This is a genomic window from Actinoplanes sp. CA-030573 (assembly GCF_050951115.1).
Lineage (GTDB): Bacteria > Actinomycetota > Actinomycetes > Mycobacteriales > Micromonosporaceae > Actinoplanes.
On record NZ_CP192038.1, the window covers coordinates 3595023 to 3619580 of the forward strand.

At 71.8% G+C, this 24558-nt stretch carries 26 protein-coding genes and 1 pseudogene; 12 read left to right on the forward strand and 15 right to left on the reverse strand.

Annotated elements, in window-relative coordinates; translation table 11 throughout:
- The first annotated feature begins 64 nt into the window (after nt 1–64).
- Both ACQP2F_RS16730 and ACQP2F_RS16735 read left to right on the forward strand, forming a co-directional pair.
- Nucleotides 65–760 carry an MOSC domain-containing protein gene (locus ACQP2F_RS16730; RefSeq protein WP_433304942.1) on the forward strand — a complete coding sequence of 232 codons (696 nt, stop codon included), beginning with the start codon at nt 65–67 and terminating at the stop codon, nt 758–760.
- A gap of 28 nt (nt 761–788) precedes the next feature.
- The gene (locus ACQP2F_RS16735) at nt 789–2168 is read left to right on the forward strand and encodes a hypothetical protein (protein WP_433304944.1); all 1380 of its coding nucleotides are present in this window, start codon (nt 789–791) and stop codon (nt 2166–2168) included.
- A 5-nt stretch (nt 2169–2173) separates the two neighbouring features.
- Here ACQP2F_RS16735 and ACQP2F_RS16740 read toward each other — a convergent pair whose 3' ends face one another.
- The 3 genes and pseudogenes from ACQP2F_RS16740 to ACQP2F_RS16750 all read right to left on the reverse strand — a co-directional run bounded on the left by ACQP2F_RS16740 (nt 2174) and on the right by ACQP2F_RS16750 (nt 6107).
- On the reverse strand, nt 2174–2614 hold the full coding sequence (locus ACQP2F_RS16740; protein ID WP_433307541.1) for a CHAT domain-containing protein: 441 nt from the start codon (nt 2612–2614) through the stop codon (nt 2174–2176).
- A 118-nt stretch (nt 2615–2732) separates the two neighbouring features.
- Nucleotides 2733–5108, reverse strand: a pseudogene (locus ACQP2F_RS16745) (tetratricopeptide repeat protein); the annotation flags it as partial.
- A 45-nt stretch (nt 5109–5153) separates the two neighbouring features.
- Nucleotides 5154–6107 carry a beta-ketoacyl-ACP synthase 3 gene (locus tag ACQP2F_RS16750; RefSeq protein ID WP_433304946.1) on the reverse strand — a complete coding sequence of 318 codons (954 nt, stop codon included), beginning with the start codon at nt 6105–6107 and terminating at the stop codon, nt 5154–5156.
- 199 nt (nt 6108–6306) lie between these two features.
- Between ACQP2F_RS16750 and ACQP2F_RS16755 the strand changes: the two genes are divergently transcribed.
- Both ACQP2F_RS16755 and ACQP2F_RS16760 read left to right on the forward strand, forming a co-directional pair.
- Nucleotides 6307–6768 carry a SigE family RNA polymerase sigma factor gene (locus tag ACQP2F_RS16755; protein WP_433304948.1) on the forward strand — a complete coding sequence of 154 codons (462 nt, stop codon included), beginning with the start codon at nt 6307–6309 and terminating at the stop codon, nt 6766–6768.
- Entirely contained in the window at nt 6765–7745 is a 981-nt protein-coding gene (locus ACQP2F_RS16760) for a hypothetical protein (protein WP_433304950.1), read from the forward strand. Before ACQP2F_RS16755 ends, ACQP2F_RS16760 begins: the two co-directional genes overlap by 4 nt.
- Nucleotides 7746–7777: 32 nt before the next feature.
- On the opposite strand, the gene ACQP2F_RS16765 is transcribed toward ACQP2F_RS16760, so the two are convergent.
- Nucleotides 7778–8476, reverse strand: coding sequence for a hypothetical protein (locus tag ACQP2F_RS16765; protein WP_433304952.1), 699 nt, complete (start codon nt 8474–8476; stop codon nt 7778–7780).
- The gene (locus ACQP2F_RS16770) at nt 8473–9372 is read right to left on the reverse strand and encodes an ABC transporter ATP-binding protein (RefSeq protein ID WP_433304954.1); all 900 of its coding nucleotides are present in this window, start codon (nt 9370–9372) and stop codon (nt 8473–8475) included. The genes ACQP2F_RS16765 and ACQP2F_RS16770 overlap by 4 nt, the downstream gene beginning before the upstream one ends.
- Nucleotides 9373–9497: 125 nt before the next feature.
- On the opposite strand from ACQP2F_RS16770, the gene ACQP2F_RS16775 reads away from it, so the two are divergent.
- Genes ACQP2F_RS16775 through ACQP2F_RS16785 form a run of 3 tightly spaced genes read left to right on the forward strand, consistent with a single transcriptional unit; the run spans nt 9498 to nt 12285 of the window.
- On the forward strand, nt 9498–10844 hold the full coding sequence (locus tag ACQP2F_RS16775; protein WP_433304955.1) for a sensor histidine kinase: 1347 nt from the start codon (nt 9498–9500) through the stop codon (nt 10842–10844).
- On the forward strand, nt 10841–11452 hold the full coding sequence (locus ACQP2F_RS16780; protein WP_433304957.1) for a response regulator transcription factor: 612 nt from the start codon (nt 10841–10843) through the stop codon (nt 11450–11452). The genes ACQP2F_RS16775 and ACQP2F_RS16780 overlap by 4 nt, the downstream gene beginning before the upstream one ends.
- Before the next feature lie 5 nt (nt 11453–11457).
- Nucleotides 11458–12285 carry an alpha/beta hydrolase gene (locus ACQP2F_RS16785; RefSeq protein WP_433304959.1) on the forward strand — a complete coding sequence of 276 codons (828 nt, stop codon included), beginning with the start codon at nt 11458–11460 and terminating at the stop codon, nt 12283–12285.
- 164 nt (nt 12286–12449) lie between these two features.
- On the opposite strand, the gene ACQP2F_RS16790 is transcribed toward ACQP2F_RS16785, so the two are convergent.
- The 4 genes from ACQP2F_RS16790 to ACQP2F_RS16805 all read right to left on the reverse strand — a co-directional run bounded on the left by ACQP2F_RS16790 (nt 12450) and on the right by ACQP2F_RS16805 (nt 13594).
- Nucleotides 12450–12647 (reverse strand): ester cyclase, encoded by a 198-nt coding sequence (locus ACQP2F_RS16790; protein WP_433304961.1) that lies wholly within the window; start codon nt 12645–12647, stop codon nt 12450–12452.
- A 4-nt stretch (nt 12648–12651) separates the two neighbouring features.
- Nucleotides 12652–12990, reverse strand: a complete 339-nt coding sequence (locus ACQP2F_RS16795) for a hypothetical protein (protein ID WP_433304964.1) — start codon at nt 12988–12990, stop codon at nt 12652–12654.
- A 31-nt stretch (nt 12991–13021) separates the two neighbouring features.
- On the reverse strand, nt 13022–13246 hold the full coding sequence (locus ACQP2F_RS16800; protein WP_433304966.1) for a hypothetical protein: 225 nt from the start codon (nt 13244–13246) through the stop codon (nt 13022–13024).
- A 69-nt stretch (nt 13247–13315) separates the two neighbouring features.
- A complete protein-coding gene (locus tag ACQP2F_RS16805) occupies nt 13316–13594 on the reverse strand; it encodes a hypothetical protein (RefSeq protein WP_433304968.1) in 279 nt (92 codons plus the stop codon).
- 341 nt (nt 13595–13935) lie between these two features.
- Between ACQP2F_RS16805 and ACQP2F_RS16810 the strand changes: the two genes are divergently transcribed.
- Both ACQP2F_RS16810 and ACQP2F_RS16815 read left to right on the forward strand, forming a co-directional pair.
- The gene (locus ACQP2F_RS16810) at nt 13936–14826 is read left to right on the forward strand and encodes a helix-turn-helix domain-containing protein (protein WP_433304970.1); all 891 of its coding nucleotides are present in this window, start codon (nt 13936–13938) and stop codon (nt 14824–14826) included.
- Entirely contained in the window at nt 14816–15022 is a 207-nt protein-coding gene (locus tag ACQP2F_RS16815; RefSeq protein ID WP_433304972.1) for a DUF397 domain-containing protein, read from the forward strand. Before ACQP2F_RS16810 ends, ACQP2F_RS16815 begins: the two co-directional genes overlap by 11 nt.
- 108 nt (nt 15023–15130) lie before the next feature.
- Here ACQP2F_RS16815 and ACQP2F_RS16820 read toward each other — a convergent pair whose 3' ends face one another.
- The 4 genes from ACQP2F_RS16820 to ACQP2F_RS16835 form a co-directional block, all read right to left on the reverse strand.
- On the reverse strand, nt 15131–16393 hold the full coding sequence (locus ACQP2F_RS16820; RefSeq protein WP_433304973.1) for an ISL3 family transposase: 1263 nt from the start codon (nt 16391–16393) through the stop codon (nt 15131–15133).
- Nucleotides 16394–16426: 33 nt separating this feature from the next.
- A complete protein-coding gene (locus ACQP2F_RS16825) occupies nt 16427–17101 on the reverse strand; it encodes an alpha/beta hydrolase-fold protein (RefSeq protein ID WP_433304975.1) in 675 nt (224 codons plus the stop codon).
- A 478-nt stretch (nt 17102–17579) separates the two neighbouring features.
- Nucleotides 17580–18728, reverse strand: a complete 1149-nt coding sequence (locus ACQP2F_RS16830) for an RNA-guided endonuclease InsQ/TnpB family protein (protein ID WP_433304977.1) — start codon at nt 18726–18728, stop codon at nt 17580–17582.
- Nucleotides 18725–19027, reverse strand: a complete 303-nt coding sequence (locus ACQP2F_RS16835) for a DUF5997 family protein (RefSeq protein ID WP_433304979.1) — start codon at nt 19025–19027, stop codon at nt 18725–18727. Before ACQP2F_RS16835 ends, ACQP2F_RS16830 begins: the two co-directional genes overlap by 4 nt.
- 163 nt (nt 19028–19190) lie before the next feature.
- Here ACQP2F_RS16835 and ACQP2F_RS16840 point away from each other — a divergent pair, with 163 nt between their 5' ends.
- The 3 genes from ACQP2F_RS16840 (at nt 19191) to ACQP2F_RS16850 (ending at nt 22575) form a co-directional block, all read left to right on the forward strand.
- A complete protein-coding gene (locus ACQP2F_RS16840; RefSeq protein ID WP_433307543.1) occupies nt 19191–19811 on the forward strand; it encodes a LacI family DNA-binding transcriptional regulator in 621 nt (206 codons plus the stop codon).
- 88 nt (nt 19812–19899) lie between these two features.
- A complete protein-coding gene (locus tag ACQP2F_RS16845; RefSeq protein WP_433304981.1) occupies nt 19900–21828 on the forward strand; it encodes a glycoside hydrolase family 15 protein in 1929 nt (642 codons plus the stop codon).
- A gap of 93 nt (nt 21829–21921) precedes the next feature.
- Nucleotides 21922–22575 (forward strand): Acg family FMN-binding oxidoreductase, encoded by a 654-nt coding sequence (locus ACQP2F_RS16850; protein WP_433304983.1) that lies wholly within the window; start codon nt 21922–21924, stop codon nt 22573–22575.
- A 21-nt stretch (nt 22576–22596) separates the two neighbouring features.
- Here the strand turns inward: ACQP2F_RS16850 and ACQP2F_RS16855 are convergent, their stop codons facing one another.
- Nucleotides 22597–23142: a potassium channel family protein gene (locus ACQP2F_RS16855; protein WP_433304985.1), complete on the reverse strand. Its 546-nt coding sequence runs from the start codon at nt 23140–23142 to the stop codon at nt 22597–22599.
- Entirely contained in the window at nt 23139–24506 is a 1368-nt protein-coding gene (locus ACQP2F_RS16860) for a chloride channel protein (protein ID WP_433304987.1), read from the reverse strand. The genes ACQP2F_RS16855 and ACQP2F_RS16860 overlap by 4 nt, the downstream gene beginning before the upstream one ends.
- Between the last annotated feature and the right edge of the window lie 52 nt (nt 24507–24558).

Sequence of the window (24558 nt, forward strand, 5' to 3'; positions counted from 1 at the left end):
AGCGTTGGAACGCCGGGTCACAATCTAACGGACCATGACCCGTGCACCCGTTAGAGAGTTGATCATGTGGATCGAGCAGCTCTGGCGATATCCGGTGAAGTCGATGCGCGGAGAGCAACTCCCGTCGGCCACGGTGACCGGCGACGGCATCGCCGGCGACCGCCTGATCCACGTCCGTGACCACCGCGGTGTGCTGACCGCCCGGACGCGCCCGGGCCTGCTCGGCCTCTCCGCGACGACCGGCCGCGACGGCGAGGTGCTGGTCGACGGCCGCCCGTGGAACAGTCCCGAGGTGGCGGCCGCGATCGAGCGGGTGACCGGGCCCGGGGCGCAGGCGGTGCGGTACGCCGGCAGTGAGCGGTTCGACGTCATGCCCCTGCTGGTCGCCACCGACGGCGGCATCGCCGCGCTGGGCCACGACGGGCGGAGGCTGCGGCCCAACATCGTCGTCGGCGGGGTCGACGGCCTGACCGAGCGGTCCTGGCCGGGCCGGACCCTGCACATCGGTGACGTGGTGATCGGCATGCTCAAGGTCCGTTCCCGCTGCGTCGTCACCACGGTCGACCCGGACACCGGTGAGCAGAACCTGGACGTGCTGCGGCGGATCAACCGGGAGTTCGGCGGACAGGTGGCGCTCGACTGCTGGGTGGCCCGGCCCGGCGTCATCCGCGTCGGCGACCCGGTCGAGGTCGTCGACGAGCACCTCGAGCCGCCACCCCGCGGCGGCTGGATCGTCGGCGCGCCCTACGCCGTTCCCTGACGTTGCCCGGCTGGATCATGATGAGGACGTGGAACTGCGCCGTCCCGTCGGCTCCCGAGTGTTCGCGGTGGCCCTCGCGGCGTTGATGGCCGGATTCGCCGGTTATCTGCTGAGCCTCCAGGTCACCGCCGGCGCCTCGGTCTCCGGGCGGCTCTGCACCGGGGTGGCCGCGCTGGTCGCCCTGCTCATCGTGGCCGCCTTTCTCGGGTACGCGTTCCAGCGGTTCCAGGTCGACATCGACCACCACGGCTGGGCGGTACGGATCGACCGGTACCGGCGCGACATCCCGTGGCCCGAGATCTCGGCGGTGGTGATCGAGAACCGGGAGATCCAGGGGCGCGGGCGCCGGCTGGTTCCCGCGCTCTACCTGGTGCCGGAACCGGGCGTCAGCCTCGACGCTCCGGGCGACCTGCGGGCCACCGTGGACGGCCGCCCCGCGGTGCGGCTGTTCGACCTGTCCGACCCGAAGATCGAGGAGCAGCAGTTCGTCCGCGACCTCGCGGGCCTGGCCGGCGACCGCCTGCAGGTCCGGGTCTACCGCCTCGGCCTGGTGCTGCTGAGCGACGACGCCCGGGCCCGGCTCAACGGAGCCGCCGGCGGGAAGGCTCTGCCGGCGTTCCCGCCCGGCGCCCAGGGCGTGCGGACGCAGCGCTGGCTGAACCGGCGACGCTTCCTGCTGTTCGCCGGCTGGTACCTGTTCGCGGTCGTGCCCGCGCTGCTTCTCACCGGCTTCGCGGCCGCGCTTCACGAGCTGCTCGGCGGCGCGGTTGCGGTGCTCGGGCTGCTTGCGGTCGTCGCCGCGTACGCCCGGTTCGTCACGCTGTTCGGCCATGCCGGCGTCCTCGTCGAGTCCGAGCCGGCGGTGGTCGGCACCGAACTGGTGCAGTCGATCGGCGACCGCACCCACCGCGACGACATGCACGCGGGCAACGCGGTCGTGCTGCCGCCGGGCGCGAGACGGGGCTACGGCAAGGCCTGGCTGCTCGGCTTCCCGCACGCGGTCGTGCTGCTCGGCGATCCGCGGACCGGACGGCTTCGCGGCCGGGACGACCTGTACGCCTTGTCGGCAGTGCTGCACGAGTCACCCCACGAGGCCGACCGGCTCGCCGCGCGGGAGGTCGACGGCCTCGCGCTGCAATCTCCGGCCGGCGACCCGTTCGAGCCGGGCGACCCGGCCAACGCCCGGCTGTGGCTCTCGCTGACCAAGGCCGGCCGCGTCGCGGCCTGGGCTGTCGTCGTGGCCTCCGTCCTGCTGGCCGGCGGCTGGATGCTGGAGAGCGCCCCCCACCTGGGCGGTGCGGTGATCCTGCTCGGCGTGTTCCTGGCCGCCGTGTGGGCGGTGTACGCGCTGTACCGGATGCTCGCCCTGCTCGGCGCGGCGTGGCACGCGGTGCGCAAATGGCGGTAGCGGGACTACGCGCCGATCGGGCCGGGATCCCCCTGGCAGATGAAGGCGCCCCAGTAGAACGGGTCCGGGCGTGTCGCCTGCAACCGGAGCTGCGCCTCGCGCAGCGCTTGCGCCCGGGGCGCACCCGCGAGCATCCCCCGGTAGAACATGCGCATCAGCAACGCGGTCTCCTCGTCGGGGATCGACCACAGGCTCATGACCAGCGTGCGGGCTCCGGCGAGGACGAACGCGCGGCGCAGCCCGAAGACCCCCTCGCCGGTACGGATCTCGCCCAGGCCGGTCTGGCAGGCCGAGAGCACGACGAGTTCGGTGCCCTGCAGGTCGAGTCCGGCGACGTCGGCCGCGGTCAGCAGCCCGTCCTCGGCGTCCTCGGGAGGCGTGCCGCCGTTCAGCCAGGTGTTGGCGCCGGCCAGGGCCAGGCCCGAGCGGAGGAGGGGGTTCTCCATCGTCGTGAGGTCGCGGGCGTTGCCGGCGCCCGGCCGCTGACCGGGCTCCCGGGGTCTCCTCCGCGTCGAGGAAGTATCCGTGGGTGGCAAGGTGGAGCACGCGGGGGCCGTGGCGCCGTTTGACCAGTCCCTCCCGGGCGCTGTCGCCGAGCACCGGGGCGACGCCGAGCAGCGTGGCGATCTGCCGGCCTTCCGTGCGGGTCTCCGGCAGCCGTGCGAACCGGATTCCGCTGCGTTCGACTCCCCGCAAGCGGCTCTCCCGCCCGGACGGGGCGCGGCCGGCTTCGGCCGGCAGGTCGTAGTCGGGATCGGCGACAATGAGCGGCTCCTGCCGGCCCGTCGCCGGCGGCTCGCCGAAGCGCAGGATGTCGCGCGCGACGCTCAGGTAGCTGAAGGTGTAGTCGTCGATCAGGTTCCTGCCGTCGTCGCCGGCCAGCACCTCGAAGGGCCACGTCGTCAGGGCGCCGTCCGGCGACAGGACGACCCGGCGGCGCCCGGCCAGCGCGGGCGCCAGCGGATCGAACAGCAGCCGCCTCAGCTCCGCCCGGGTCGACGTCCCGGATCCGGCCGCGGTTCCCTCGACCGCGGTGCCCTCGATCTCGGCCCGTGCCGCGACGATGCGGGCATCGATCTCGTCGCCGTCGCCCAGATCGACGAGGGTCACCGCGCCGGGATGCTCGCCGTGCAGGACGAAGGCCAGGTACCGACCGTTCAGCCACTCGGCGTCGCCGCGCGCGGGCACGGCCTCGAAATCCATCGTCCTGATCCGGACGAACTCCACCAGTGCCGCGTCGGCCGGCAGCGCGGCGGCGACCGCGGCATGGTCGGCGTGGCGGAGGACGGCCTCCATCCGCAGCTCGGGGACGCGCGCCGCGAGGCCGGCCTCCAGGCGGGCATGACGCTGCGTGAGCTCGGCGAGGCGGCGCTCGTGGGCCACGGGCCCTTCCGGGCCGGGGCCGGTCATGGTGCTGCGGTTGATCTCGGAGGCGAGAGCGGACAACGTGGCCACCTGGTCATGCAGCTCCGGATACTTCCCGCCGAGCAGGGCCGCGCGCTGGGCGGCGGCCACCTCGGTGCCGATGCCCTTGCGCCGCAGCACCAGGTCGAACGCGGCGAGAGCGGCGGCCGGGTCGTCGGACCGGTAACGCCGGACGACCGACAGGTAGACGTAGAGCCGCACCTGCAGCATGTCCAGGAAGGCAAGACGCTCGTTGTCGGCGCTGATCCCGAAGACCTGAGCGATGAGCTGGTCATCGAGCGCCGCCGCGGTCCGCAGGAGATCGATCGCCTCGTCGACCTGCCCGAGGGGGACGAGGATCGTCGCGAGGTTGAAGATCGCCTGCTCGTAGTCGGGGTGTCGTTCCCCGAGCGTCGCCCGCCGGAGCTCGATGACCTCGCGCTGGAGGGCCGCCGCCTCGGCATGGCGTCCGGTCTGGCGCCGAACCAGGGCGAGGTTGTTGAGGATCGTCGCCCGGGTCTCGAGGTCGGGCGGGACGCTCGAGTCGCTGACCGTCAACGCTTTGCCGAACAGTGTGGCGGCCTCGTCGTACCTCTGGGTCCGCAGGTGCACGAGGCCGAGATGGTTCATGGCCGTGGCGTACTGCTTGCCGTCCACCTCGCGAAGCGCCTCGGCGATCTCGGCCTCCGCCTCGAAGACCCGCAGTGCGTCGGCGAAGTGGCCGGCATCGTGGTAGAGCATGCCGAAGTTGCCGAGCAGCCGGGCGGTCGTCAGATGCGTGCGGCCCAGTGACCGCATGGCGGCGTCCACCGCCCGCTTGAACATCTCCTCGGCCTCGGCGAACCGGCCGATGCGCTGCTGCAGCAGCGCGAGGTTGGTCAGGAGCGCCACCACCTGCGGGTGTGCGCCGCCCAGTGACGACTCCACGATGGCCAGGCTCTCCCGGTAGCATCCGTCCGCCTCGGCGTACCGGCCCGTCTGCGAATAGAGAAGCCCGACGTTGTTCAGCGACTGCGCGATATCCGGGTGCCCGGCCGGTAACGTTCCGCGCCGCAGGTCGAGAGCCCGGACGGCGAGGGGCTCGGCCTCCTCGTACCGTCCGAGATTCATGATCGACAAGGCGAGGTTGTTGAGCGTCCGCCCGTAGTCGGCTGTCTCTTCCCCGCCCGCCGCCCGTTCCAGGCCCAGCGCCGCGGTGAAGACCCGTTCGGCCTCGTCGTCCTTGCGCATCTGCTGATACAGGCCACCCAGGTTGTTGACCACGGTGGCCCGGTCGGCCGGGCCGGCGCCGGCGCCCTCCATGACGTCGACGGCGCGGCGCAGCAACGGCTCCGCGCGGTCGTAGCGGCCCATCTCGGCGAGCAGCAAGCCGAGACTGCTCAGGACGTTGGCGAAGACGATGCCACGTTCCCCGGTGCTCCGGCGCACTTCGTCGAGGGCCAGCTCGTACAGCGGGAGGGCGCCCGGCAGGTCGCCCGCCCACTTGAGCTGACGTCCCCGATGCAGCAGATCGGCGGCGTGCTGGAGTGATGCCATCCCACTCCGTCCTTCGAACGGTGTCGGCTTCCGGACGGGGCCCGCTCAGGGCAAGGTGACGACCTGAGCCGCGTACGAGAGACCGGCGCCGAAGCCCACGAGCAGTGCCGGGCCCGTCGTGTCGGTCAGCGCCGCCATCGCCTGCGGGATGGAGGCCGCGCCGGTGTTGCCGTTCGTGGTGATGTCGGTCGCCACCCGGACGTGCGGGCCGAGCCCCAGCGCCCGGGCGACCACCGAGGTGATCCGCAGATTGGCCTGATGGGGGATGAAGGCCGCGAGGTCGGCGGCGGAGATGCCGGCCGCGTCCAGCGCGCGCCGGGCCAGGCCGGGAATGACGGAGGTCGCCCAGCGGAAGACCTCGGGGCCCGCCATCCGCAGCATGCCCGCCTCGTCGTACCGCAGCACCTCGCTCCGGGAGCCGTCGGCGCCCCACACCACCGGGCCGATGCCGCTGGTCGGCGCCGGACCGACGACCACCGCACCCGCGCCGTCGCCGAACAGGAACGCCGTGCCGCGGTCGCGCTCGTCGATGATGTCGGTCATGCGCTCGGCGCCGACCAGGACGACATAGCGGGCCGCGCCGCCGCGGACGAGGGCGTCGGCGGTCGCGAGCGCGTACGGGAATCCGGCGCAGGCCGCTCCCAGATCCATCGCGGCGGCCGCGCCGGCGCCCAGCGCGTCGGCGACCAGGGGCGCCGCGGTGGTTGCCCGGCCCCGATGGGACATCGTCGCGACCAGGACGGCCGAGACGTCGTGCGGCTCGACGCCGGCGCCGGCCAGGGCCTTGGAGGCGGCCGCCGCGGCCATCGTGATCAGATCCTCGTCGGGTGCGGCGCGCCGGCGCGACTCGATGCCGCAGCGGCGGCGGATCCACTCGTCGCTCGAGTCGATCAGGGCCGCGATCGTCTCGTTGCCCACCTCGGTCCGGGGCCGGTACGTGGCGACGCTCAGGATGCGCGACCCGGGGTGACCGGCGCGGCGCTGCAAAGGGTTGGCCATGGCCGAAATCCAAGCATGCCCGGCTGGGCGCACCCTGGTTGCTTTGTTCCTCGCCGGTAACCCGAGCCGGATCCGGCCTCGTCCCAGGCAACCGATCGGCCATCCCGGCCGGTATTACCCTGCGACGGACCGGAACGGGGAGGCGGCCACGGTGCCGAGAGACACAACTAGGCCGGGCGATGGGTTCGACGAGTTCGTGGTGAGCCGGTCGACCCGGCTGCTGCGCAGCGCGTACCTGCTGACCGGCGACTGGGCGACCGCCGAGGATCTGCTGCAGACCTCGCTGGTCAAGGCGTGGTCGGCCTGGTCGCGGATCGAGGGCGACCCGGAGCCGTACGTGCGGCGCATCCTGGTCAACTCGCATGCGAGCTGGTGGCGGCGGCGCTGGCGCGGCGAGGTGCCCACCGGCGAGCTGCCCGAGCACGGCCGGCTCGGACCCACCGACCGGATCGACGACCGCGACGGGCTGTGGCGGGCGCTGCGCCGGCTGCCGCCCCGGCAACGGACGGTGCTCGTGCTCCGCTACTTCGAGCACCTCTCCGACGCCGAGGTCGCCGACGCGATGGACTGCTCGATCGGGACCGTCAAGAGCCAGGCCAGCCGGGCACTGGCGAAGCTGCGGGTGGACGAGTCGCTGACCAGCGAGGAGGCGTTGTCGTGAACCTGACCGACCTGCGCGACGTGCTCGACGAGCGCTCGACCACCGATCACGCCGAGGCCCGCTCGCACCTGGTCCTGTCCGGGGTGCGGCGGCGGCTGGAGCTGCGGCGCCGGCGCCGGCGGATGGCGGCGGCGGTCGCGGCCGTGCTCGCCGTCGTGGCCATCCCGGCCGGCCTGCTGACGATCGCGCGCTCTCCGGAGCGGACGGACCAGGTGTCCGGTCCGAAGACGATCAACGGCTTCCCCGAGTACGCCCAGGGCACCCGACTGTTCGCCTCGGCCACCCTGGCTCCGGGCGCCACGTCGCTCGTGCTGCCGTTCGTGCCGGGCTCGACCGGTCTGGTGATCTTCGTCCGCTGCGCCGAAGCGACGTCGACGAAGGAGTTCGCGCTCAAGCTCAACGGGCACGACGTGATGAGCGGCTCCGGGTGCGGCTCGTCGTTCGTCCCGGCGGCCCCCGACCAGATCGGGGCGCTCGACGTCCGCGCCGGCGAGCGCAGCGTCGTCGAGGTGACGTTCTCGACGACCGCGCCGGCCGGCTTCGCCGTCGGCATCGGCGAGCGGGTGCCGGTCGACCAGTACGTCTTCCCCACCCGCCCGGCCACCCTGACCCCGCTCGACGTCGGCGGCAACCTGGCCGAGACCGACGACAACGGCATCACGTACCGGACGACCTTCCTGCTGCGGCCCGACCCCGCCGACCCGAACCGGCCGGTGAGCCGGACGTTCACCTGGGGCAGCGGCGGCCACCTTGCCCTGCGGTCGCAGACGCCGGGAGCGCTGCGCGTCACGATGAACGGCGTCGAGGTCGCGAGCGGCGAGTGGTGGGACTACGACCAGGGCCTGGTCGACGGCTCGAGCAGCTCCTACTGGCCGTCCGCGACGCAACGCACCCGAGGGGCCACGGTCACCGTCACGGTCACTCCCCGGCGCATGACCGGCGACTGGGCGGTCGCGTTCCAGGAGCCGTCCCCGTGACGCACGGTCCGCTCGGCATCGAGCGGCTCGGCTCATCGCCGTGGCTCCCAGCGGAAGACCCGGGCCGCCAGGGCGACGGCGAGGACGGTCAGCACGGCCATGGCCGTCAACGCCGGCCAGGCCGGTGTGCCGTCCTGCCACGCGCCCCGCGCCAGCTCGGTCACCGCGACGCCCGGCACCGCCCGCATCGGCCACGTGGCCTCGCCGGTGTGCAGCAGCCAGATGCCGCCGCCGAAGAGCGCGAGCACACCCGGTGTGGTGGTCAGCTGGGCGAGCTCGGGCGCCGGCGTGAAGGCCGCGGTGGCGAAGGCCATCGCCACCGCGAGCAGGGTGCCGGCCCCGGTGGTGACCAGCAACGGCCACCACCGGGGCGGCGGGTGGAACGCCGTCAGCACGGCGATCTGCCCGGCCGTGAGCACGGCGTACGGTGCGGCCAGGCCGGTTATCACCGCGAGCGGCGGCAGCGCCGTGGTGCGCAGGCGCTTGAGCACCAGGTCGGCGCGGCGGGCGGCGAGCGCCGTGGTGACGCCGGCGTACGGGGTGAAGGACAGCAGCATCAGCAGTTGCATCGCGGTGGTGTCGCCGCCGGTGCCCTTCCCGGTGCTCTCGGCGAGCAGCAGCCAGCCGATGCCCAGCGCCAGGGGCAGAAGCAACGCGTTGACGACCGCCAGGGGGCTGCGGCGCAGCAGGGTGAGCTCGGCCGCGGCCAGAACGATCAAGCGGCCGGTCATGCCGAGGCCGCCAGCCGGCGCAGGACGTCGCCGACCGACGGCGGGGTGACGGCGAGCCGATCGAGCGGCACCGGGCTCCAGCCGCGCAGAACGGCCACGTCGGCGTCCGGCTCGCGCGTCGTCACCACGAGCTCCGCCTGGCCGCCGGGCAGCTCACGCCACGTCGCCCGCCCGCGCAGGCGGGGTGGCTCGCGCCGGCGGAGGTGGGCGGGCACGACCGTGCTGATGAGATGCGCGAGGCCCGCGGTGATCTCCGCGGCGGTGCCCGCGGCGGCGACCGTGCCCGCGTGCATCACGACGTAGCGGTCGGCCAACGCTTCCGCCTCGTCGGTGGCGTGGGTGGTGAGCAGCACCGCGGCGCCCGCCGCCCGGCGGTCGCGGATCAGCGCCCACGCTCGCTCGCGGGCTTCCGGATCGAGCCCGGCCGTGGGCTCGTCGAGCAGCAGGACCGGCGGTTGCCCGGCCAGCGCGATCGCCAGGTCGAGCCGGCGCCGCTCGCCGCCGGAGAGCTGGCGTACCGGCACCCGGCCGCGGTGGGCGAGATCGGTGTCGGCCAGGCCCCGCTCGGGCCGGTGCCCCCGCAGGCGGGTCCACAACGCGTACGTCTCCTGCGTGGTGAGCCCGCCGGCGAAGCCGGGATCCTGCGGCACGACGCCGACGCGTGCGGCGAGGCGGTGACGGTGCCGGGCCGGGTCGAGACCGAGCAGCCGGACGCGGCCGCCGGACGGCCGGCGATGCCCGCACAGCGTGTCCACGATGGTGGTCTTGGCGGCGCCGTTCGTGCCGGCCAGACACAGCAGCTCACCGCGGCGTACCGCGAGATCGACCCCGCCGACCGCCTCGAAGCTTCCGTACCGGCAGCGCACGTCGTGCGCCGCGATGGCGATGTCATCCATGCCGGTAAGCGTCGGGGCCGCGGCGTGGCGGCGGCAGTGTCATCGTGCACGAGCGCTGATGACATCTGTCATCGATCTCGGTCGGCGGCTCGCCCGCGACGCCCGCGGCCGGGCATGATGTGCCGGTGACCGCCGTCGCGCCGGAAGCCATCGCGACCGCCCCACGCGCCCCGGGCCTCCTCGCGTTGCGGCACGTGACGGGCGTGTCGCTCGTCGCCATCGGCGCCCTCGTCGCCGGGGTGTGCCTGGCCGACCGGCCCCGGGATCCCCTCGCCGCCGTGATCGCGATCGTGGGTCTGTCGCTGAGCGTGCCGGCCGCGACGGGCGTACTCCTGCTGGCGGTCTATCGGCCGGATCGCCGCCGTCCGGCCGGTCTCGCCCGTTCGGCCGGTCTTGGCCGTTCGGCGGGTTTCGGCCGTCCGGCGGGTCTCGGTCGTCCGGCCGGGCTCGTGCTCGTGCCGGCCGGGGCCGCCGCGCTCGCCGCGTGCATCGCCGGGCAGGCCGGTGGCGGCGGCCTGTGGCCCTGGGTCACCCCGCCGGCGCTGGCGGCGGCCGCGGCGCTGGCCGCGATCCCGCTTCCCCGGGTGCCCACGACGCTGATCGGCTCGGGCGTGACGGCGTCGGCCACCGCGGCCGCCACCGCGGACTGGTGGCAGGGAATCACCGGCGCCCTCGCCTTCGCCTGCTGCGTGGCGGCGATCCTGGCCCAGGTGTGGATCTGGGAGATGGCCGAGCGGGCGCCCCGCGACGAGGCCGCGGCCGCGGTCGGCGCCGAGCGCGACCGGTTCGCCGCCGAGCTGCACGACATCCAGGGCCACAGCCTGCAGGTGATCGTGCTCAAGAGCGAGCTGGCGGCCCGGCTCGCCGCGACCGATCCGGAGCGGGCCGCCGCCGAGATGCGCGAGGTCGAGACGCTGGCCCGCGACGCCCTGCGCGACACCCGCGACGTCGCCCGCGGCCGGCGCCCGGTAGCGCTCGCCACCGAGATCGCCAACGCGGTCGGCGTCCTCACGGCGGCCGGCATAACCTGCCGTGCTGACCAGACCGCCGCCACGGTGGGCCAGGAGCGACTGCTCGGGCTCGTCGTTCGCGAGGCCACCACGAACATGTTGCGGCACAGCACCGCCACCCGGGCGGCGATCACCCTGACCGCCGGCGAGGGGACCGGCGTGACGCTCACGGTGACCAACGACGCGCCGCTGCCGCCGTCGGCGGCGGCGGGTCAGGGCGGCCTCGACCACCTGGCGCGCCGCATCGCCATCGCCGGCGGACGGCTCACCTGGCGGCACGAACCGGACCGCTTCGAGGTCGTCGCCCGCCTGCCGGGCGCGCAAGCCGGCCCCGCACACCCGGACGCCGCCGTCGTCGCCCGCCTGCCGGGCGCGCAGGCTGCCCCCGCACACCCGGACGCCGCCACCGCCCGCCTGCCGGGCGCGCAGGCTGCCCCCGCGCACCCGGACGCCGCCGGGTGAGCGGGCCGATCCGGCTGCTGCTCGCCGACGACGAGACGCTCGTGCGCGGCGCGCTGGCGGCGTTGCTCGAGCTGGAGGAGGACCTCACCGTCGTGGCCGAGGCGGCCGGCGGTGCCGAGGCGATCGCCGCGGCGTCCTCGGCGCGGCCCGACATCGCGCTGCTCGACCTCGAGATGCCGGCGGGCGACGGCCTCGCCGCGGCCGCGGAGATGCACGGTGTGCTCGGCATCCCGGTCGTCATGGTCACCCGGCACGCCCGGCCGGCCATCCTGCGGCGCGCGCTCGCGGCCGGCGTCCGCGGCTTCGTGCCCAAGACGACACCGGTGTCGCGGCTGGCCGCCATCATCCGCGAGGTGCACGGCGGCCGGCGCTACGTGGACGCCGACATCGCCGCGGCCGCGCTCACCGAGATCCCGTGCCCGCTGACCGCGCGCGAGCTCGAGCTCCTGCGAGCCGCCCGCCACGGCGCGACGATCGCGCAGATCGCCGAGGCCGTGCACCTGGCGCCGGGGACCGTCCGCAACTACCTGTCCACCGCGATGGCCAAGCTGCACGCCCCCACCCGGCACGCCGCCGCCCAGAGCGCCTGGCAACAGGGCTGGATCTGATCCCGGTGCCGATCCTCGTGCGTATCGCCCTCGCCTTGGTCCTGCTGTGGACCATGGTCGTCGCGGCGGCCTGGCTGCTGCAGCGGCGGCTCATCTATTTCCCGGACCGGGCGTCGCCGCCGGCGGCAAGCCGGGTGATACCGACCGGGCGCGATGTCACCCTGCGCACCACCGACGGGTTGTCGCTGACGGCCTGGCTGGTGGAGCCCTCTGCAGGGTCGCCCGGCCGGGGTCCCGCGGTGCTGGTCGCCCCGGGCAACGCCGGCAACCGGCTGGGCCGGGCCCCGCTGGCAACCGCCCTGGCCGCTCGCGGTCTCACCGTGCTGCTGGTCGACTACCGCGGCTACGGCGGCAATCCGGGCGGCCTGAGCGAGGAGGGCCTCGCCCGCGACATCGAGGCGGCGCGGACGTTCCTCGTCGACCAGGTCGGCACACCCCCCGAACGCCTGCTGTACTTCGGCGAGAGCCTGGGCGCGGCGGTGGTGACCGCGCTGGCGGCGAAACACCCACCGGCCGGCCTGATCCTGCGGTCGCCGTTCACCGATCTGCCGGCGGCGGGCCGCGAGCATTACCCGTTCCTGCCGGTACGGCTGCTGGCCCGCGACCGCTTCCCCGTGGCCGAGACGATCGCGCGGGTCGCGGCGCCCACGCTCATCGTCTACGGCACCGCCGATTCGGTCGTGCCGCCGGGGCAGAGCCGGGCCGTGGCCGGCAAGGCGGCGGGACCCGTGCGGGTGGTAGCGGTCCAGGACGCCGACCACAACGACGCGTCGCTGGTCCACGGCCCACAGCTCGTCGACGCGGTCGCCGAGCTGGCCGCCGCGGTCAGCTGAGCGGAGTACGCCGGGCCGGGCGTGCGCCGCCGCCCTCAGTAGCCGGTGCCCGCGTCGCCGGCGCCGCCGCCGGAGAGCAGTACCGCCGCGACGATGGCCGCGACCAGCGCCGCGGCGATGACGATCCACATGACGACACGTCGGGGAGACACCACGACATCCGTTCAGCCGGTGCGCATCTGGGCGCGCAGGGCCTCCATGTCCATGCTCGTCCAGTGCTCGACGATCTTGCCGTCGCGGACGCGCATGATGTCGATGAAGGACCACTCGACGCGGTTGCCGGACGGCGGCAGGCCCCACAGCTCGCCGGTGTGCGTGCCGCGGAAGGCGGCCACGACCCGCTTGTTGTCGTCTACGGACACGCCCTCACGCTAGTCCGGTGGCCCGGCACTTGGCGTACGTCTCGGCGACCCGCGCCAGGTCATGGCCGCGTCCCCGCATGTAGCGCTGCCGCACCCAGGCGGCGAACGCGGCGAGCGCGGCCGGTGACGAGGCCGGCGACCAGGGCTCCTCCTTGGTCAGGTCGAAGTAGGTGAGCAGCTTGAGGTCGGGGTAGGCCCCCGAGCGCAGCGCCGTGTCCATGTCCCGCAGCCATCCGGCCTTGTCGCCGCCGTCCTCGGTGGAGGCGAACTCGGCGATCATCACCGGCCGGTTCGGCGCGATGGCACGGGCCTTGGCGTACGTCGTCGTCCGGCGACAACCCACACGTTAAGGGGACGCGCTGTGGAGCGGCCGGTCACCGGTGTTCCAGGCGGAGGCCGGCGGCGATGACGAAGATCTGCCGACGCTCGACCGCGTCGCCGGTCGAATCAAGCACGTAGCCGTCCAGCCAAAGCCAGCCTTCGTAGGTGGGCTTGTCGTCGACGCGGATGATCCTAAATTGGAACGCGTTGCGCCCGGCGAACTGCACACTTGCCGCGCCGCCGACAAACACTACGTCGCCGGCCCTCGGGCGCGTCATCGGCTGCACGCGAGGGCTCGGCACTGGGCGACACTTGGCACAGCAATTGTGTGGCGTCCGCGTGGGTTGTCACGCGGCATCGCGTCCACCCTCTCCGCCTTGTTCAGCCCGGCCGGTTTGGTCGCAGGCGCTCAGGATGGCCCGGACGCCGTCCTCCAGCCGGTACTTGCCGAGCCAGTCGCCCGTCCCGTCGGCCGTTCGCCGGTACAAGTTGAACTGGTCTCCCACGCTGGCATGCAGGTAACCCACGTCGGCGCCGTCGTGGCTGACGCTGTAGCCGCCCATGGTGGAAAGCGTCAGGACCGCGCCCGCGATCTCACGTCGCCCTCCCGGGACGCGGCGCTCCACGGTTCACCTCCTGGCAAGCGAGGCAGTCGCGCTCGCGACCGCAGCGGGGACACCACTTGCCTTTGCCGCTGGCCAGCCATAGACCGGCGAGAAGCCCGATCACCAGCCCGGCGACGGCAGCTAATACCGGCATCGTCACCCCTCGTTACGTTGCGTGGCCACTTGTATCGTGCGGGTACCGATGCTCACTCTGGTAGGTATCAGATTGCAACGGCTCAGACTGGCGTCACGGGAGTTGATCTTCCAGATTTGGCAGAAACCTTCTTGACGTGCCAGATCGACAGATGGAACCTCCCAAACTGGTAGGTTCCCGGGTACCAGATCGAAAGGGGACTCCCGTCGTGACGGAGGAAACCACCGGATCCACCGTCCCCCGACGCTCGCTCGGGATCGCTCTGGAATCGGCGCGCAAGCGGGCCGGCATCACCATGCAAAAGGCCGCAGATCGGGTGGGCGTATCCGTCCAGACGGTCAGACGGGTCGAACGCGGAGAAGTGTCGACCCGGCCATCAACCGTCGAAGTGCTCTGCGACTTCTACGGCCTCGATGCCCGGATGCGCGACGTATTGATCGGGCTGGCCAAGGAGAGCAGATCACGCGGCTGGTGGCACTCCTACGGTGACGTGATCCCGCGCTGGTTCGAGCTGTTCGTGTCCCTGGAACAGACCGCCAGACGGATCCGCGAGTTCGGCCCGCAACTGGTTCCTGGGCTGCTTCAGCACAGCGGCTACATGGGCGTGGTGATCCGCACCGACCTGCCGCACCTGGACGACGGCGAAGTCGCCGCCCGGATCAAGCTCCGTCAAGAGCGCCAGCAGTTGCTGACCCGTTCCTTCCCCGCTCCACCCGACCTGGAGGTCATCCTCTCCGAGGCGGTGTTGCTGAGCGAACCCGCCGGCGACGGTGTGATGCGCCAGCAGATCTGGCACCTGCTGAAAGCAACAGAGCTGCCCACAGTGACCATCCGCATCCTGCCGCTGAGCGCGAACCCCCACCGATCATCCTCCACCGGCGGGTGGACGCTGATGGATTTCGCTGTCGAGAACGGCAACACTCCGCCATCCACCGTGTACAGCGAGGATCTGACCGGCGCCATCTATCTCGACAAGCCCGCAGAGATCGACGTGTACGAGCAAGTCTGGGCCGCCCTGGACCGGCAGGTCCTGACGCCAGCCCAATCCGTCGACGTGATGTCCCACCGATTGAAGGAGCTGACCGACCGTGAAGCCTGACCTGACCGATGCGGCGTGGAAGAAGTCCACCCGGTCCAACGGCTCCGGCAACTGCGTGGAAGTTGCCACCAACCTCCCCGGCATCGTCGCCGTCCGCGACACCAAGGACCAGGGCACCGGGCCCGCCCTGATCTTCACCCCGACCGAATGGAACGCCTTCGTCGACGGAATCAAGGACGGAGAATTCGACCTATAGATCCTGCCGAACATGAGACCAGCCGAAAGTCATCATCACCGATCATTCCACCCCAAGTGGCTCTCAAGGCTTCGAAGTTTCCTCGCCCTTGAGAGCCACTGCGACTACTCAGGTTTCCGTGGGTAAATTGAGGGCGACTCCGCCGAGGCAGAGGTAGATGGCCGCGGTGAGGGCGTCGAGGTTGCGGTAGCCGAAACCGCGGCGCTGGATCAGTCGGATCCTGGCGTTGATGCCTTCGAGGCGGGAGTTGGACAGGCCGAGCTCGACGGCGGCAACGACGGCGTCGGCGTGTTTTTCGATCCGGCGTACAAGATTGCGGAAGGCAGGGATCCGGCTGCGTTTCGCGGCGGTGCACCAGCGATTGAGGTAGGCGCGGGCGTCGGCGGGATCGGTCGTGCGGTAAAGATCTCGTAGCTGCTCTTTGAGTTCCCAGGTGCGCCAAAGCCGGTAGCGGTGACGCCGGAGCAGGCTCAGGATCTGGCGGTGGTGGTCGTCGAGGTTCTCCCGGCCGGCGCGGACGGCGAACCGGGCGCGGCGCCAGTCGCGGCGCTCGGGCATGCCGGGGCCAGACGGCATGGTGGTTGCTTCGGCCCGGTAGACCGATTCCACGACCTCGTTGGTCCACTTGATCACGTGGAACGGGTCGAGGCAGATCCGGGCCTGTGGGATCTGTTCGCGCGTGACGGGCAGGTAGACGCTGCTGCCGTCGAGGCTGATCGCCTCAACCGCGGCCGAGCGCTCGGGGCCGAGGGCGGCGAAGAAGTCCTCGAAGGCGGCCTTGGAGCGTTCCTTGCCGACCCAGACCACCTTCCCGGTGTCGTGGTCGGCCACGATGGTCAGGAACTTGTGGCCGCGTTTGTAGGATATTTCGTCGACGCCGATGCGATAGAGCTGGTCGAGTCGGGCGTCGTCGAGGTGGTCGGCCGCGACCCGGGTGACGATCGCGTCGACCGCTGCCCAGGAGCAACGCAGCAGCCGGGCGATGCTCGCTTTGTCCATGCGTTGCGCCGGCCATGCGGCGACGTTCTCGAAGTCGGTGGTGTGCCGCGCGTTCGGCCGGGCCCACGGCACCCGCTCGGTGCGGACCCGCGCGCAGGAGCGGCAGTGGATGCGGTGGATATCGGCCTCGAGCCACACTTGGCAGACACCGAAGTCCAGTTGCCGCCACCGACGGCGCGACGAGTCGTAGCGGGCCGTCGTCGATGCCCCACATGGGCACACCAGACGTCGCCTGCGTCGGCGCAGCGCAATCACGAGTCTCTGCTCGGTGAACGCCGCCGATTGCACTGTCGCACCGGTAAGGCGAAGGATCCGGTTGAATGCTGTGGTGAGTCGCACGAAGTGATCAACGAACGACGGCAATGTGTCCATCGTTGGGAGCCCCTCGGCGGGCGTCGGGCGGGGTCAGTGTCCGAAGGCCCAGGCCACCATCAACGGAAACTCTTGCTTCCAGAACGCACCGCCGTGCGAGCCGACCCGCTCGGTCAGGACAACGTCGCCACCCGCATCGCGCAGCGCGTTCGCCCACCGGCTCGCGTTGTCGCGGAAGAACGGTTCCTCGGTGCCGGCGACGAGGTAGGTGCGCGGAAGCCTGCCAGGTAGCACGGCGGGTGGCTGGTATCCCGCACCCGGCGAGGCGCAGAAGACCGCGCCGTAGATGTCGGGATGACGAAGCCCCATGGCCAACGCGAGTTCTGCACTAGCCGAGACACCGAACGCCGCGGTTCGGTCGGCCGGCAGCTTGGCGCCAAGACGGATCGCCGCCCATCGGCGTACGTCCTCGACGAAGAATTTCTCGTGTGCCGCGAACCGTTGTGAGTCGAAGGTGAACGCGTCCGTGCTACGGCCCGGTGAGTACTCGTGCAGCCGCAGCGTCTCATCCTCCAGCCGGTGCGCGCCGACGATCATCGTGGGCGGTAGATCAGCGGCCTCCAACGCCGCTCCCCACGACGTGATCAACTGGCCGTCACCGGCAAAGACGATCGCCTCGGGCGCAGCCGCCGGCACGTAGGCGGTGACCTGACGTCCGCCGTCGTACTCCAACACCTCGGTAACAAGCTCGCCTGCGGTGGACGACATCGGCGTGGGCTCCCTGCTGACATGAGGTATGTAGCTGCTGGCATGTGCAGGCAACAGTGCCAAGGATCGCGGAGCGGTGCCAGACATAACCCAACGTGACGCAACCTCTGTGTGCGTCCGGCGCCCACAGAAACCCGAGTAGTCGCGAGCCACTCCTTATGGCTCGGCGGTCGTAGGTGACCATGCAACCTCACGCTCCCCGCAATCGTCATGGGGGTGACGGTCCCCAGGTAGGCGCCCGCCGAGTCGTTGGTAGGGCGTGTCCGCGAGGGTCCATCGTGGTACGCCCTACACCCGATGCACGTTCCGCGACCCGGCCGCCCGGATCAGGCCGTGCACCGTGCCGATCCGCCCGCACCTTCAGCGAAGGATCACCATGTTGTCCGCGGAGCCCGATGGGTACCAGTTGCCGGTCAGCTGCTCGGCCCCAACGGCCTGAGCTTGCGGATCGTGATGGCACGTGGTGATGAGCACGAGATCACGCCGCGTTTGGCAGGCTGACTGCTGCCCAGCCGGCAACACCGCGCTTGGCGATGTTGCGGGCTGCGTTCACGTCGGCGTGCTCAGCGAAGCCGCACGACGTGCACTGAAAGGTGGACTGGTTCGGGCGGTTCTTCCGGCTGACGTGCTCACAGTGCGAGCAGCTCTGCGAAGTGTAGGCAGGGTCGACGTAGACGACCGCTACCCCGGCGCGGGCCGCCTTGTACGCGACGTAGGTGCCGAGTTGATGGAACGCCCACGAGTGAAGCGTGACCCGCTCGGGCCGTCGGAGCCGTACCCGGTCGCGGATGCCGCCCAGGTCTTCCAGGGCGATACCGCGGCCGGTGCGTTCGGCCTCGGTCACGATGCGTTTGGCGATGACGTGGTTGGTGTCGGCCGCGAACCGGGCTTCCTTGCGTCCCCGCTTCTTCAGCAGCCGCTTGGCGGACTTGGTGCCAATCTTCTGGAGCTTGGCGCGCAGCCGCTGGTTGCGGTGCCGGATCCGGTTCAATCCCTTGCCGCAGTACCGGGTGCCGTCGCCAGTGGTGGCGATGTTGGCGATGCCCAGGTCGACGCCGAGGAACCCGTCCGGCTGGTTGGTCTGCACGTCGGGGATGTCGCAAGTGGCGTACAGGTACCACTTGCCGTCTCGGCAAACCAGGTCGGACTCGCCGCGGCGGTGCGCGGCCAACGCAGCGTACTGCTGGTCGGAGCAGCCGAATAGGACCTTGTTCAGCCGGCCACCGACCGCCCAGATCGACACGGTGCGGGCGGCGAGCTGCCAGGACAAGCACCGGTCGTCGAACGGTTGCGCCGCATTCCGGCGGAACGTGATCGGTTTGCTTTCGGCCTTCACCCGCCGTCTCGAGCCGCGCTTGCCGAGGTTCCCGGCCCGGATATTGGCCTTCAGGGCGGCGTACGCCCCGGCGACCTTCCGGGCCACATGGATAGCCGGCTGCGCCGAGAGCCCCATGTCCTTCAGCCGACCGTAGGTAAGCCGCTGCAACGCCTGCTTGGTGAATACCCCACGCTGAAACGCCTCGGCCGAAGCGTAGTCGGCGGCGGCGTTGCACAGGTCTAGCGTGGCCTGTAACGCGGCCTGCTGGGCGGCGTCGGGGAACAACCGGACCTGCACGACGATCTTCACAGGCCCCGCCCGTCCTTGTAAGCATCGAGCATCCGCTGGGCGTCAGCCGTCGCCTTCTGCTCTCGTCTCTCGCGCCGGGCTCCGAGCTCACGCTGCTGTTGCTTCCTGGAGGCGGTGGCCGCCCGCCCCTCGATCAGCCACTGCGGCTGCTCGTCGATAAGGGCGGCGATCTGTTCGACGGTGCGGTTGCCGTCCTCTCCGCAACGCCGGAGTGTCCCGCGGCTGACCCCGAGTCGTCTGGCCACCTCGCGCGGGTGGAGGTTTTGGGGATTGTCCAGCCTGCTGTGCTTCTTCACCACGATCGGGTCCGATCTATCTCACCACTACAGAGCCTGACCAGAATGTTCGCCGAGTCCGCTCAGCCGTGTTGAACCTGCATGTTCGTCCGCTTTTGGTCAAGAAATGGCTGCGGGACGTGTTCAAAGACGCGGTGCATTACTCGATGCGAATACATCATGCGAGATGTCGCCGGCGGCCTCGGCACCGAGCTGCGCGAGTTCAACGACGAAAAGGTCCGAGCACACTTACCCGTCCACTACCCGCCTAAGCTGGCGACCTTCACCCTGGTCGACAGCCTCAAGGGCGTATCCGCGCAAGATCGCAGGAGTCCACCGGCCGGATCCAGCAGGCCGCCGCCGGATCGTCCTGATCACCGGGCCGGACGACACCGCGGTCGGGCGGGAGCGCCGGCGCGGCTACACCGAGGCGCTGACGCTGGCGGGACTGCGGCCGTACGCCAGCGAACCCGGCGACTTCATGGAAACCGGCGGCGCCGCGGCGATGCGTACGCTGCTGCGGACGCACCCGGATCTCGATGCCGTGCTGGCCGCGAACGACAACATGGCGGCCGGCGCGGTGCGGGTGCTGCGCGACGCCGGCCGCACGGTGCCCGGCGACGTGGCCGTGGTGGGCTTCGACGATCTGCCGATCGCGTTGCACACCGATCCGAAGCTGACCACCATCCATCAGCCGGTGCAGGCCCTGGGCCGCGAGGCCGCCCGCATGCTGGTCGAGGTGCTGGAGGGCGAGCAGCCGCAGCCGTTCCTCCTGCCGACGAAGGTGGTCGTGCGCGAGTCGGCCTGAGGCCCGCGGGTGTCCCGATTGTCAGCAGGCGGCACAGCGGCCGGTCCGCCTCTGGCGCGGGCGACGCGACCGGACGAGCATCGCAGTCATGACCGAGGCGCCGCCCGAGCGATTCGCCGCGATGTCCCAGCAATGGGCGCGCAGTCCGTTCCCGCCCATCGCCGACTACGCCTTCCTGTCCGACTGCGAGGTCACCTGCCTGGTCGCCCCGAACGGCGCGGTCGAATGGATGTGCCTGCCCCGGCCGGACTCGCCCAGCGTGTTCACGACCATGCTGGACCGCAGTGCCGGCGCGTTCCGGCTGGGTCCGTACGACGAGATGGTTCCGGCCGCCCGCCGGTACATGCCGGGCAGCCTGATGGTGGAGACGACCTGGCAGACCCGGACCGGCTGGCTGATCGTCCGCGACGCGCTCTGCATGGGGCCGTGGCACAACATCGAGGAGCGCTCCCGGACGCACCGCCGATCGCCGACCGACTTCGACGCCGAGCACTGCCTGCTGCGTACCGTCCGCTGCGTGAGCGGGTCGGTCGACCTGTCGATGACCTGCGAGCCGGTGTTCGACTACGGCCGCCGGGAGCCGAACTGGCGGTACGAGGGCGCCGGCTACGGCGAGCTGGTCGCCGGCACCCCGGACGACGAGCTCACGCTGCGGCTCACCACCGATCTGCGGCCAGGCATCGAGGGGCGCGGGTTGAACGCGCGGACCCGGATGATGGAGGGCGACTGGCACTTCGTGGCGCTGTCCTGGTCGCCGCTGCCGCCGCCGCGCACCCTCGACGAGGCCCGCGAGCGGATGGAGCGCACCTCGGAGTACTGGCGGCAATGGATCACCCTGGGCGACTTCCCGGACCACCCCTGGCGCAGCTACCTGCAGCGCAGCGCGCTGACCCTCAAGGGCCTCACGTACGCGCCCACCGGTGCGCTGCTGGCCGCGGCGACGATGGCGCTGCCGGAGACGCCGCACGGCGAGCGCAACTGGGACTATCGCTATGCGTGGGTGCGTGACTCGACCTTCGCCCTCTGGGGCCTGTACACCCTCGGCTTCGACCGGGAGGCCAACGACTTCTTCTACTTCATCTACGACGCCTGCCGGGACGGCCACGAACTGCAGGTCATGTATCGGGTGGGCGGCGAGCGGGAGATCGAGGAGCAGGCGCTGCCGCACCTGTCGGGCTACGAGGGCGCCTTTCCGGTACGCGTGGGCAACGCCGCGTACAAGCAGAAGCAGCACGATGTCTGGGGCGCCGTGCTCGACTCCGTCTACCTGCACGCCCGCTCCCGGGAGCAGCTGCCGGAGTCGCTCTGGCCGGTGCTGAAGCAACAGGCCGAGCAGGCGGCGGCGCACTGGGAGGAGCCGGACCGCGGCATCTGGGAGGTACGCGGCGAGCCCCAGCACTTTGTGTCGAGCAAGGTGATGTGCTGGGTGGCGCTGGACCGCGGGGCGCGCCTCGCCCGGCTCTACGACGAGCCCGAGTACGCGTCCAAATGGCAGGCCATCGCCGATCAGATCCACGCCGAGGTGTGCATCAAGGGCGTCGACGACCGTGGCGTGTTCGTCCAGCGCTACGGCTCGTCGGCGCTCGACGCGTCGCTGCTGTTGCTGCCGTTGATGCGGTTCCTGCCGCCCACCGACCCGCGGATGCGCGCCACCGTGCGGGCGATCGCCGAGGAGCTCACCGTGGACGGCCTCGTCCTGCGCTACCGGGTCGAGGAGACCGACGACGGGCTCCGGGGCGAGGAGGGCACCTTCACGATCTGCTCGTTCTGGCTGGCGTCCGCGCTCGTCGAGATCGGCGAGCTGGACCAGGCCCGGAAACTCTGCGAGCGGCTGCTCGCGTACGCCAGCCCGCTCGAGCTGTACGCCGAGGAGATCGACACGTACAGCGGCCGGCACCTGGGCAACTTCCCGCAGGCGTTCACCCACCTGGCCCTGATCAACGCGGTCATGCACGTCATCCGGGCCGAGCAGAGCCGTGAGCCCGGCGAGTTCAACCCGGCCAACCCGGGATCATGAGGCCGGCCCCGCGCACCGATCTGATGCGGACTCTCGCCGAGGCCGCCCGCCTGGCCCAGCGCGCGCCGTCGGTCTTCAACACCCAGCCGGCAGTTGCGGGGGGCGATTCCGCGCCGCCGGACCGACCGGCGCGCCTTCGGCGCCACCCCGGTGTCCCGCGAGGTGCTGGCCCGGCTCGGCGCCGCCGCCCGGGCCGAGGGCGCCGACCTGCACCCGCTGCGATCCGCGGAGGTGCCGGTCCTCGCCGCGGCGGCGGCCGAGGCGGCCCGGACCGAGCGCGCGGACCCTGCCTACCGCGCGGCGCTCGCCGAGTGGACCGGGCGGCCCGCCGGCAGCGGCGACGGCGTGCCGGCGTACACCGCCGTCCCGGCCGGGAGCCGGCCGGTGCCGATCCGTGACTTCACCACCCCCGGCGATCCCGGCCTCGCGGCCGGCCCCGGGCACGACGAAGGCACGGCGTACGTGATCCTGCACGGTGTGACCGACACCGAGCAGGCGTGGCTGCGCGGCGGCGAGGCGCTCTCCGCGGTGCTGCTGACCGCGGTGCTGGAAGGGCCGGCCGTGGCTCCGATGAGCGACGTGTTCGAGGTGGACGAGCCGCGGCGGCTGGTGCAGGGCCTGCTGCCGGGCGGGGTCGCGTACCTGGTGCTGCGCATCGGGGTGCCGGCGGCGGACGAGGCGCCCCCGTCCTCGCCGCGGCGGCGTCCCGAGGCGGTGATCGAGCTCCCGGATCCGGGGGACGGCTGAGGCCGGCCGGCCCGCTCCCGGTCAGCCGCTTCCGGTGCGGTCCGGATCGGTCCGGCGTTGCCGGCCGCGGTGGAACGCACCCACGATCAGCTTGACCGCGATGCCGAGAATGATCAGATCGGTGATCATCTGCCCGGTGACCAGCAGCCGGGCCCCCGGTGTCTTGGCGGTGATGTCGCCGAACCCGACGGTGGCGAACACGGTGACCGTGAAGTACAGGGCGTCGGTGTGCGACAGCCGGCCACCGAAGTTGCCGGCCGACAACGCGGACAGCGCCACGTAGCTGGCCGCGAACAGCAGCAGGAACAGCGCGACGCTGGTGGCCAGCGACTCGATGGCCCGCAGCCCCGGGTACGGGGACCGCAGGATCACCCGGATCTGGACCGCGACCAGCACGACGAATACGGCCAGCCCGATGAGCAGCACCGCGATGGCGGCCGAGCGGGACGCGCGGTCGAGGGGCAGCAGGTAGTAGATCGTGACGAGCACGGCGACCGACACGACGACCCGCAGGACGGTCCAGACGATCCGGCGGAACGGGGGCCGGCCGTCGGCGGTGCCGGTCATGACGCCGGCTCCGCTCTCGTGGCCGCCGGTCCGGGAGTGGTGGCCTGCGCCGCGGGTTCGGCGCCGGGGGCGCGCGCCTCGAGCAACAGCGTGGCGATGTACGCGACCACGACGGACAGGATGACCAGGGGAGCGACGCCGTCCCCGGCGCGGGTCAGCAGCAGGGCGATCAGGATGGAGGACAGCGGCAGGCGCAGCATCGCGACGACGGTCGCGCCGACCAGCACGCCGATGGCGGCGGTCGGGGCGGCCGAGGGCAGGTGCCCGGCGAGGAGGCCGCCGACCAGGCCGAGGAAGATCGCGGGGAAGGTCGGTCCGCCGCGGGCGGCGCCGAGGGACAGCACCCAGGCCAGCGTCTTGCACAGCAGGAGGAGCGCCAGCGTACCGACCGAGATGGTTCCCGCCTGCCGCAGCAGCGGAATCATCGCCTCCTGGCCGGAGAAGAGCACGGCGTCGGCGGATTGCCCGCTGATCGCGTGGAAGGTGACGGCGGTGAGGCCGACGAGCACGGCCGCCACCGGGGTGAGCAGGAGACGCCGGCCGGTCACCACCCGGCGGACAAGCCGTGCGGACCGGACGACGAGGTGGACGAGCAGGGCGGCCGCGAGGGCCAGGGGCACGGTCCACAGGAAGTCGGCGAGCTGAGGCGTCGGGTAGGCGGCGAGGGAGAGCGGCGGCAGCGCGAACGCGTCGGTGCTCAGCCCGGTGACCGAGCCGATGCCGACGAACAGCAGCGACCCGATCCCGGCCGAGAGCAGGCCGGGCAGCAGGATGACCGGCAGGGTGGAGCCGCCGAGGCCGGCGGCCTCGATGATGATGACCGCGCCGACCACCGGCGACCCGAAGATGGTCGCCAGCGCGGCGAACGCGGCCGAGGCCGCCACCACCCGCTTCGCCTGGTCCGGCATCGGCCGGCGAGACAGGTTCAGCAGGAACAGCGCCAGTCCGGTGCCGAGGGCGATCAGTGGCGCTTCGGGGCCCAGGACCAGTCCGAGCCCGATGGTGGCGAGGGCGGCGAGGACGACGCCGGGGAGGTCGGCGGGCAGGGTCGGGGTGCCGGTCTTGAGGCCTTCCGCCGGCTCGTGGCCGCCGTGTCCGGACAGCCGGGTCACCGCGAACGCGACGATCACCCCGGCCGTCACGAGCACCGGCAGCGGCCACCACCAGGGAGCGGCGGCGAAGCCGAGAGACTTGGGCAGGTCCTGGTAGACCCCGACCTGAAGCCAGTGCGTGATCTCCAGGAACGCCCACGAGGCCATCGAGACGACCACACCGACCAGGGCGGACAGGACCAGCAGCAGCCAGTACCGGCGGCTCCGCACGAGGGCCGAGGCGTCCACGGCGTCGCTGTCGCTGCCGGCCATCTCGACCTCCCTGACGTCCGAGGGTGAGTAGGTGATCGCCCAGCGATCCGTC

Bases quoted from the DNA above. Each gene is read 5' to 3' on its own strand.
- ACQP2F_RS16730 (WP_433304942.1), top strand. From the start codon at position 65: ATGTGGATCGAGCAGCTCTGGCGATATCCGGTGAAGTCGATGCGCGGA.
- ACQP2F_RS16740 (WP_433307541.1), bottom strand. From the start codon at position 2,614: ATGGAGAACCCCCTCCTCCGCTCGGGCCTGGCCCTGGCCGGCGCCAAC.
- ACQP2F_RS16750 (WP_433304946.1), bottom strand. From the start codon at position 6,107: ATGGCCAACCCTTTGCAGCGCCGCGCCGGTCACCCCGGGTCGCGCATC.
- ACQP2F_RS16765 (WP_433304952.1), bottom strand. From the start codon at position 8,476: ATGACCGGCCGCTTGATCGTTCTGGCCGCGGCCGAGCTCACCCTGCTG.
- ACQP2F_RS16770 (WP_433304954.1), bottom strand. From the start codon at position 9,372: ATGGATGACATCGCCATCGCGGCGCACGACGTGCGCTGCCGGTACGGA.
- ACQP2F_RS16800 (WP_433304966.1), bottom strand. From the start codon at position 13,246: ATGACGCGCCCGAGGGCCGGCGACGTAGTGTTTGTCGGCGGCGCGGCA.
- ACQP2F_RS16820 (WP_433304973.1), bottom strand. From the start codon at position 16,393: ATGGACACATTGCCGTCGTTCGTTGATCACTTCGTGCGACTCACCACA.
- ACQP2F_RS16825 (WP_433304975.1), bottom strand. From the start codon at position 17,101: ATGTCGTCCACCGCAGGCGAGCTTGTTACCGAGGTGTTGGAGTACGAC.
- ACQP2F_RS16840 (WP_433307543.1), top strand. From the start codon at position 19,191: ATGTCGCCGGCGGCCTCGGCACCGAGCTGCGCGAGTTCAACGACGAAA.
- ACQP2F_RS16845 (WP_433304981.1), top strand. From the start codon at position 19,900: ATGACCGAGGCGCCGCCCGAGCGATTCGCCGCGATGTCCCAGCAATGG.
- ACQP2F_RS16855 (WP_433304985.1), bottom strand. From the start codon at position 23,142: ATGACCGGCACCGCCGACGGCCGGCCCCCGTTCCGCCGGATCGTCTGG.
- ACQP2F_RS16860 (WP_433304987.1), bottom strand. From the start codon at position 24,506: ATGGCCGGCAGCGACAGCGACGCCGTGGACGCCTCGGCCCTCGTGCGG.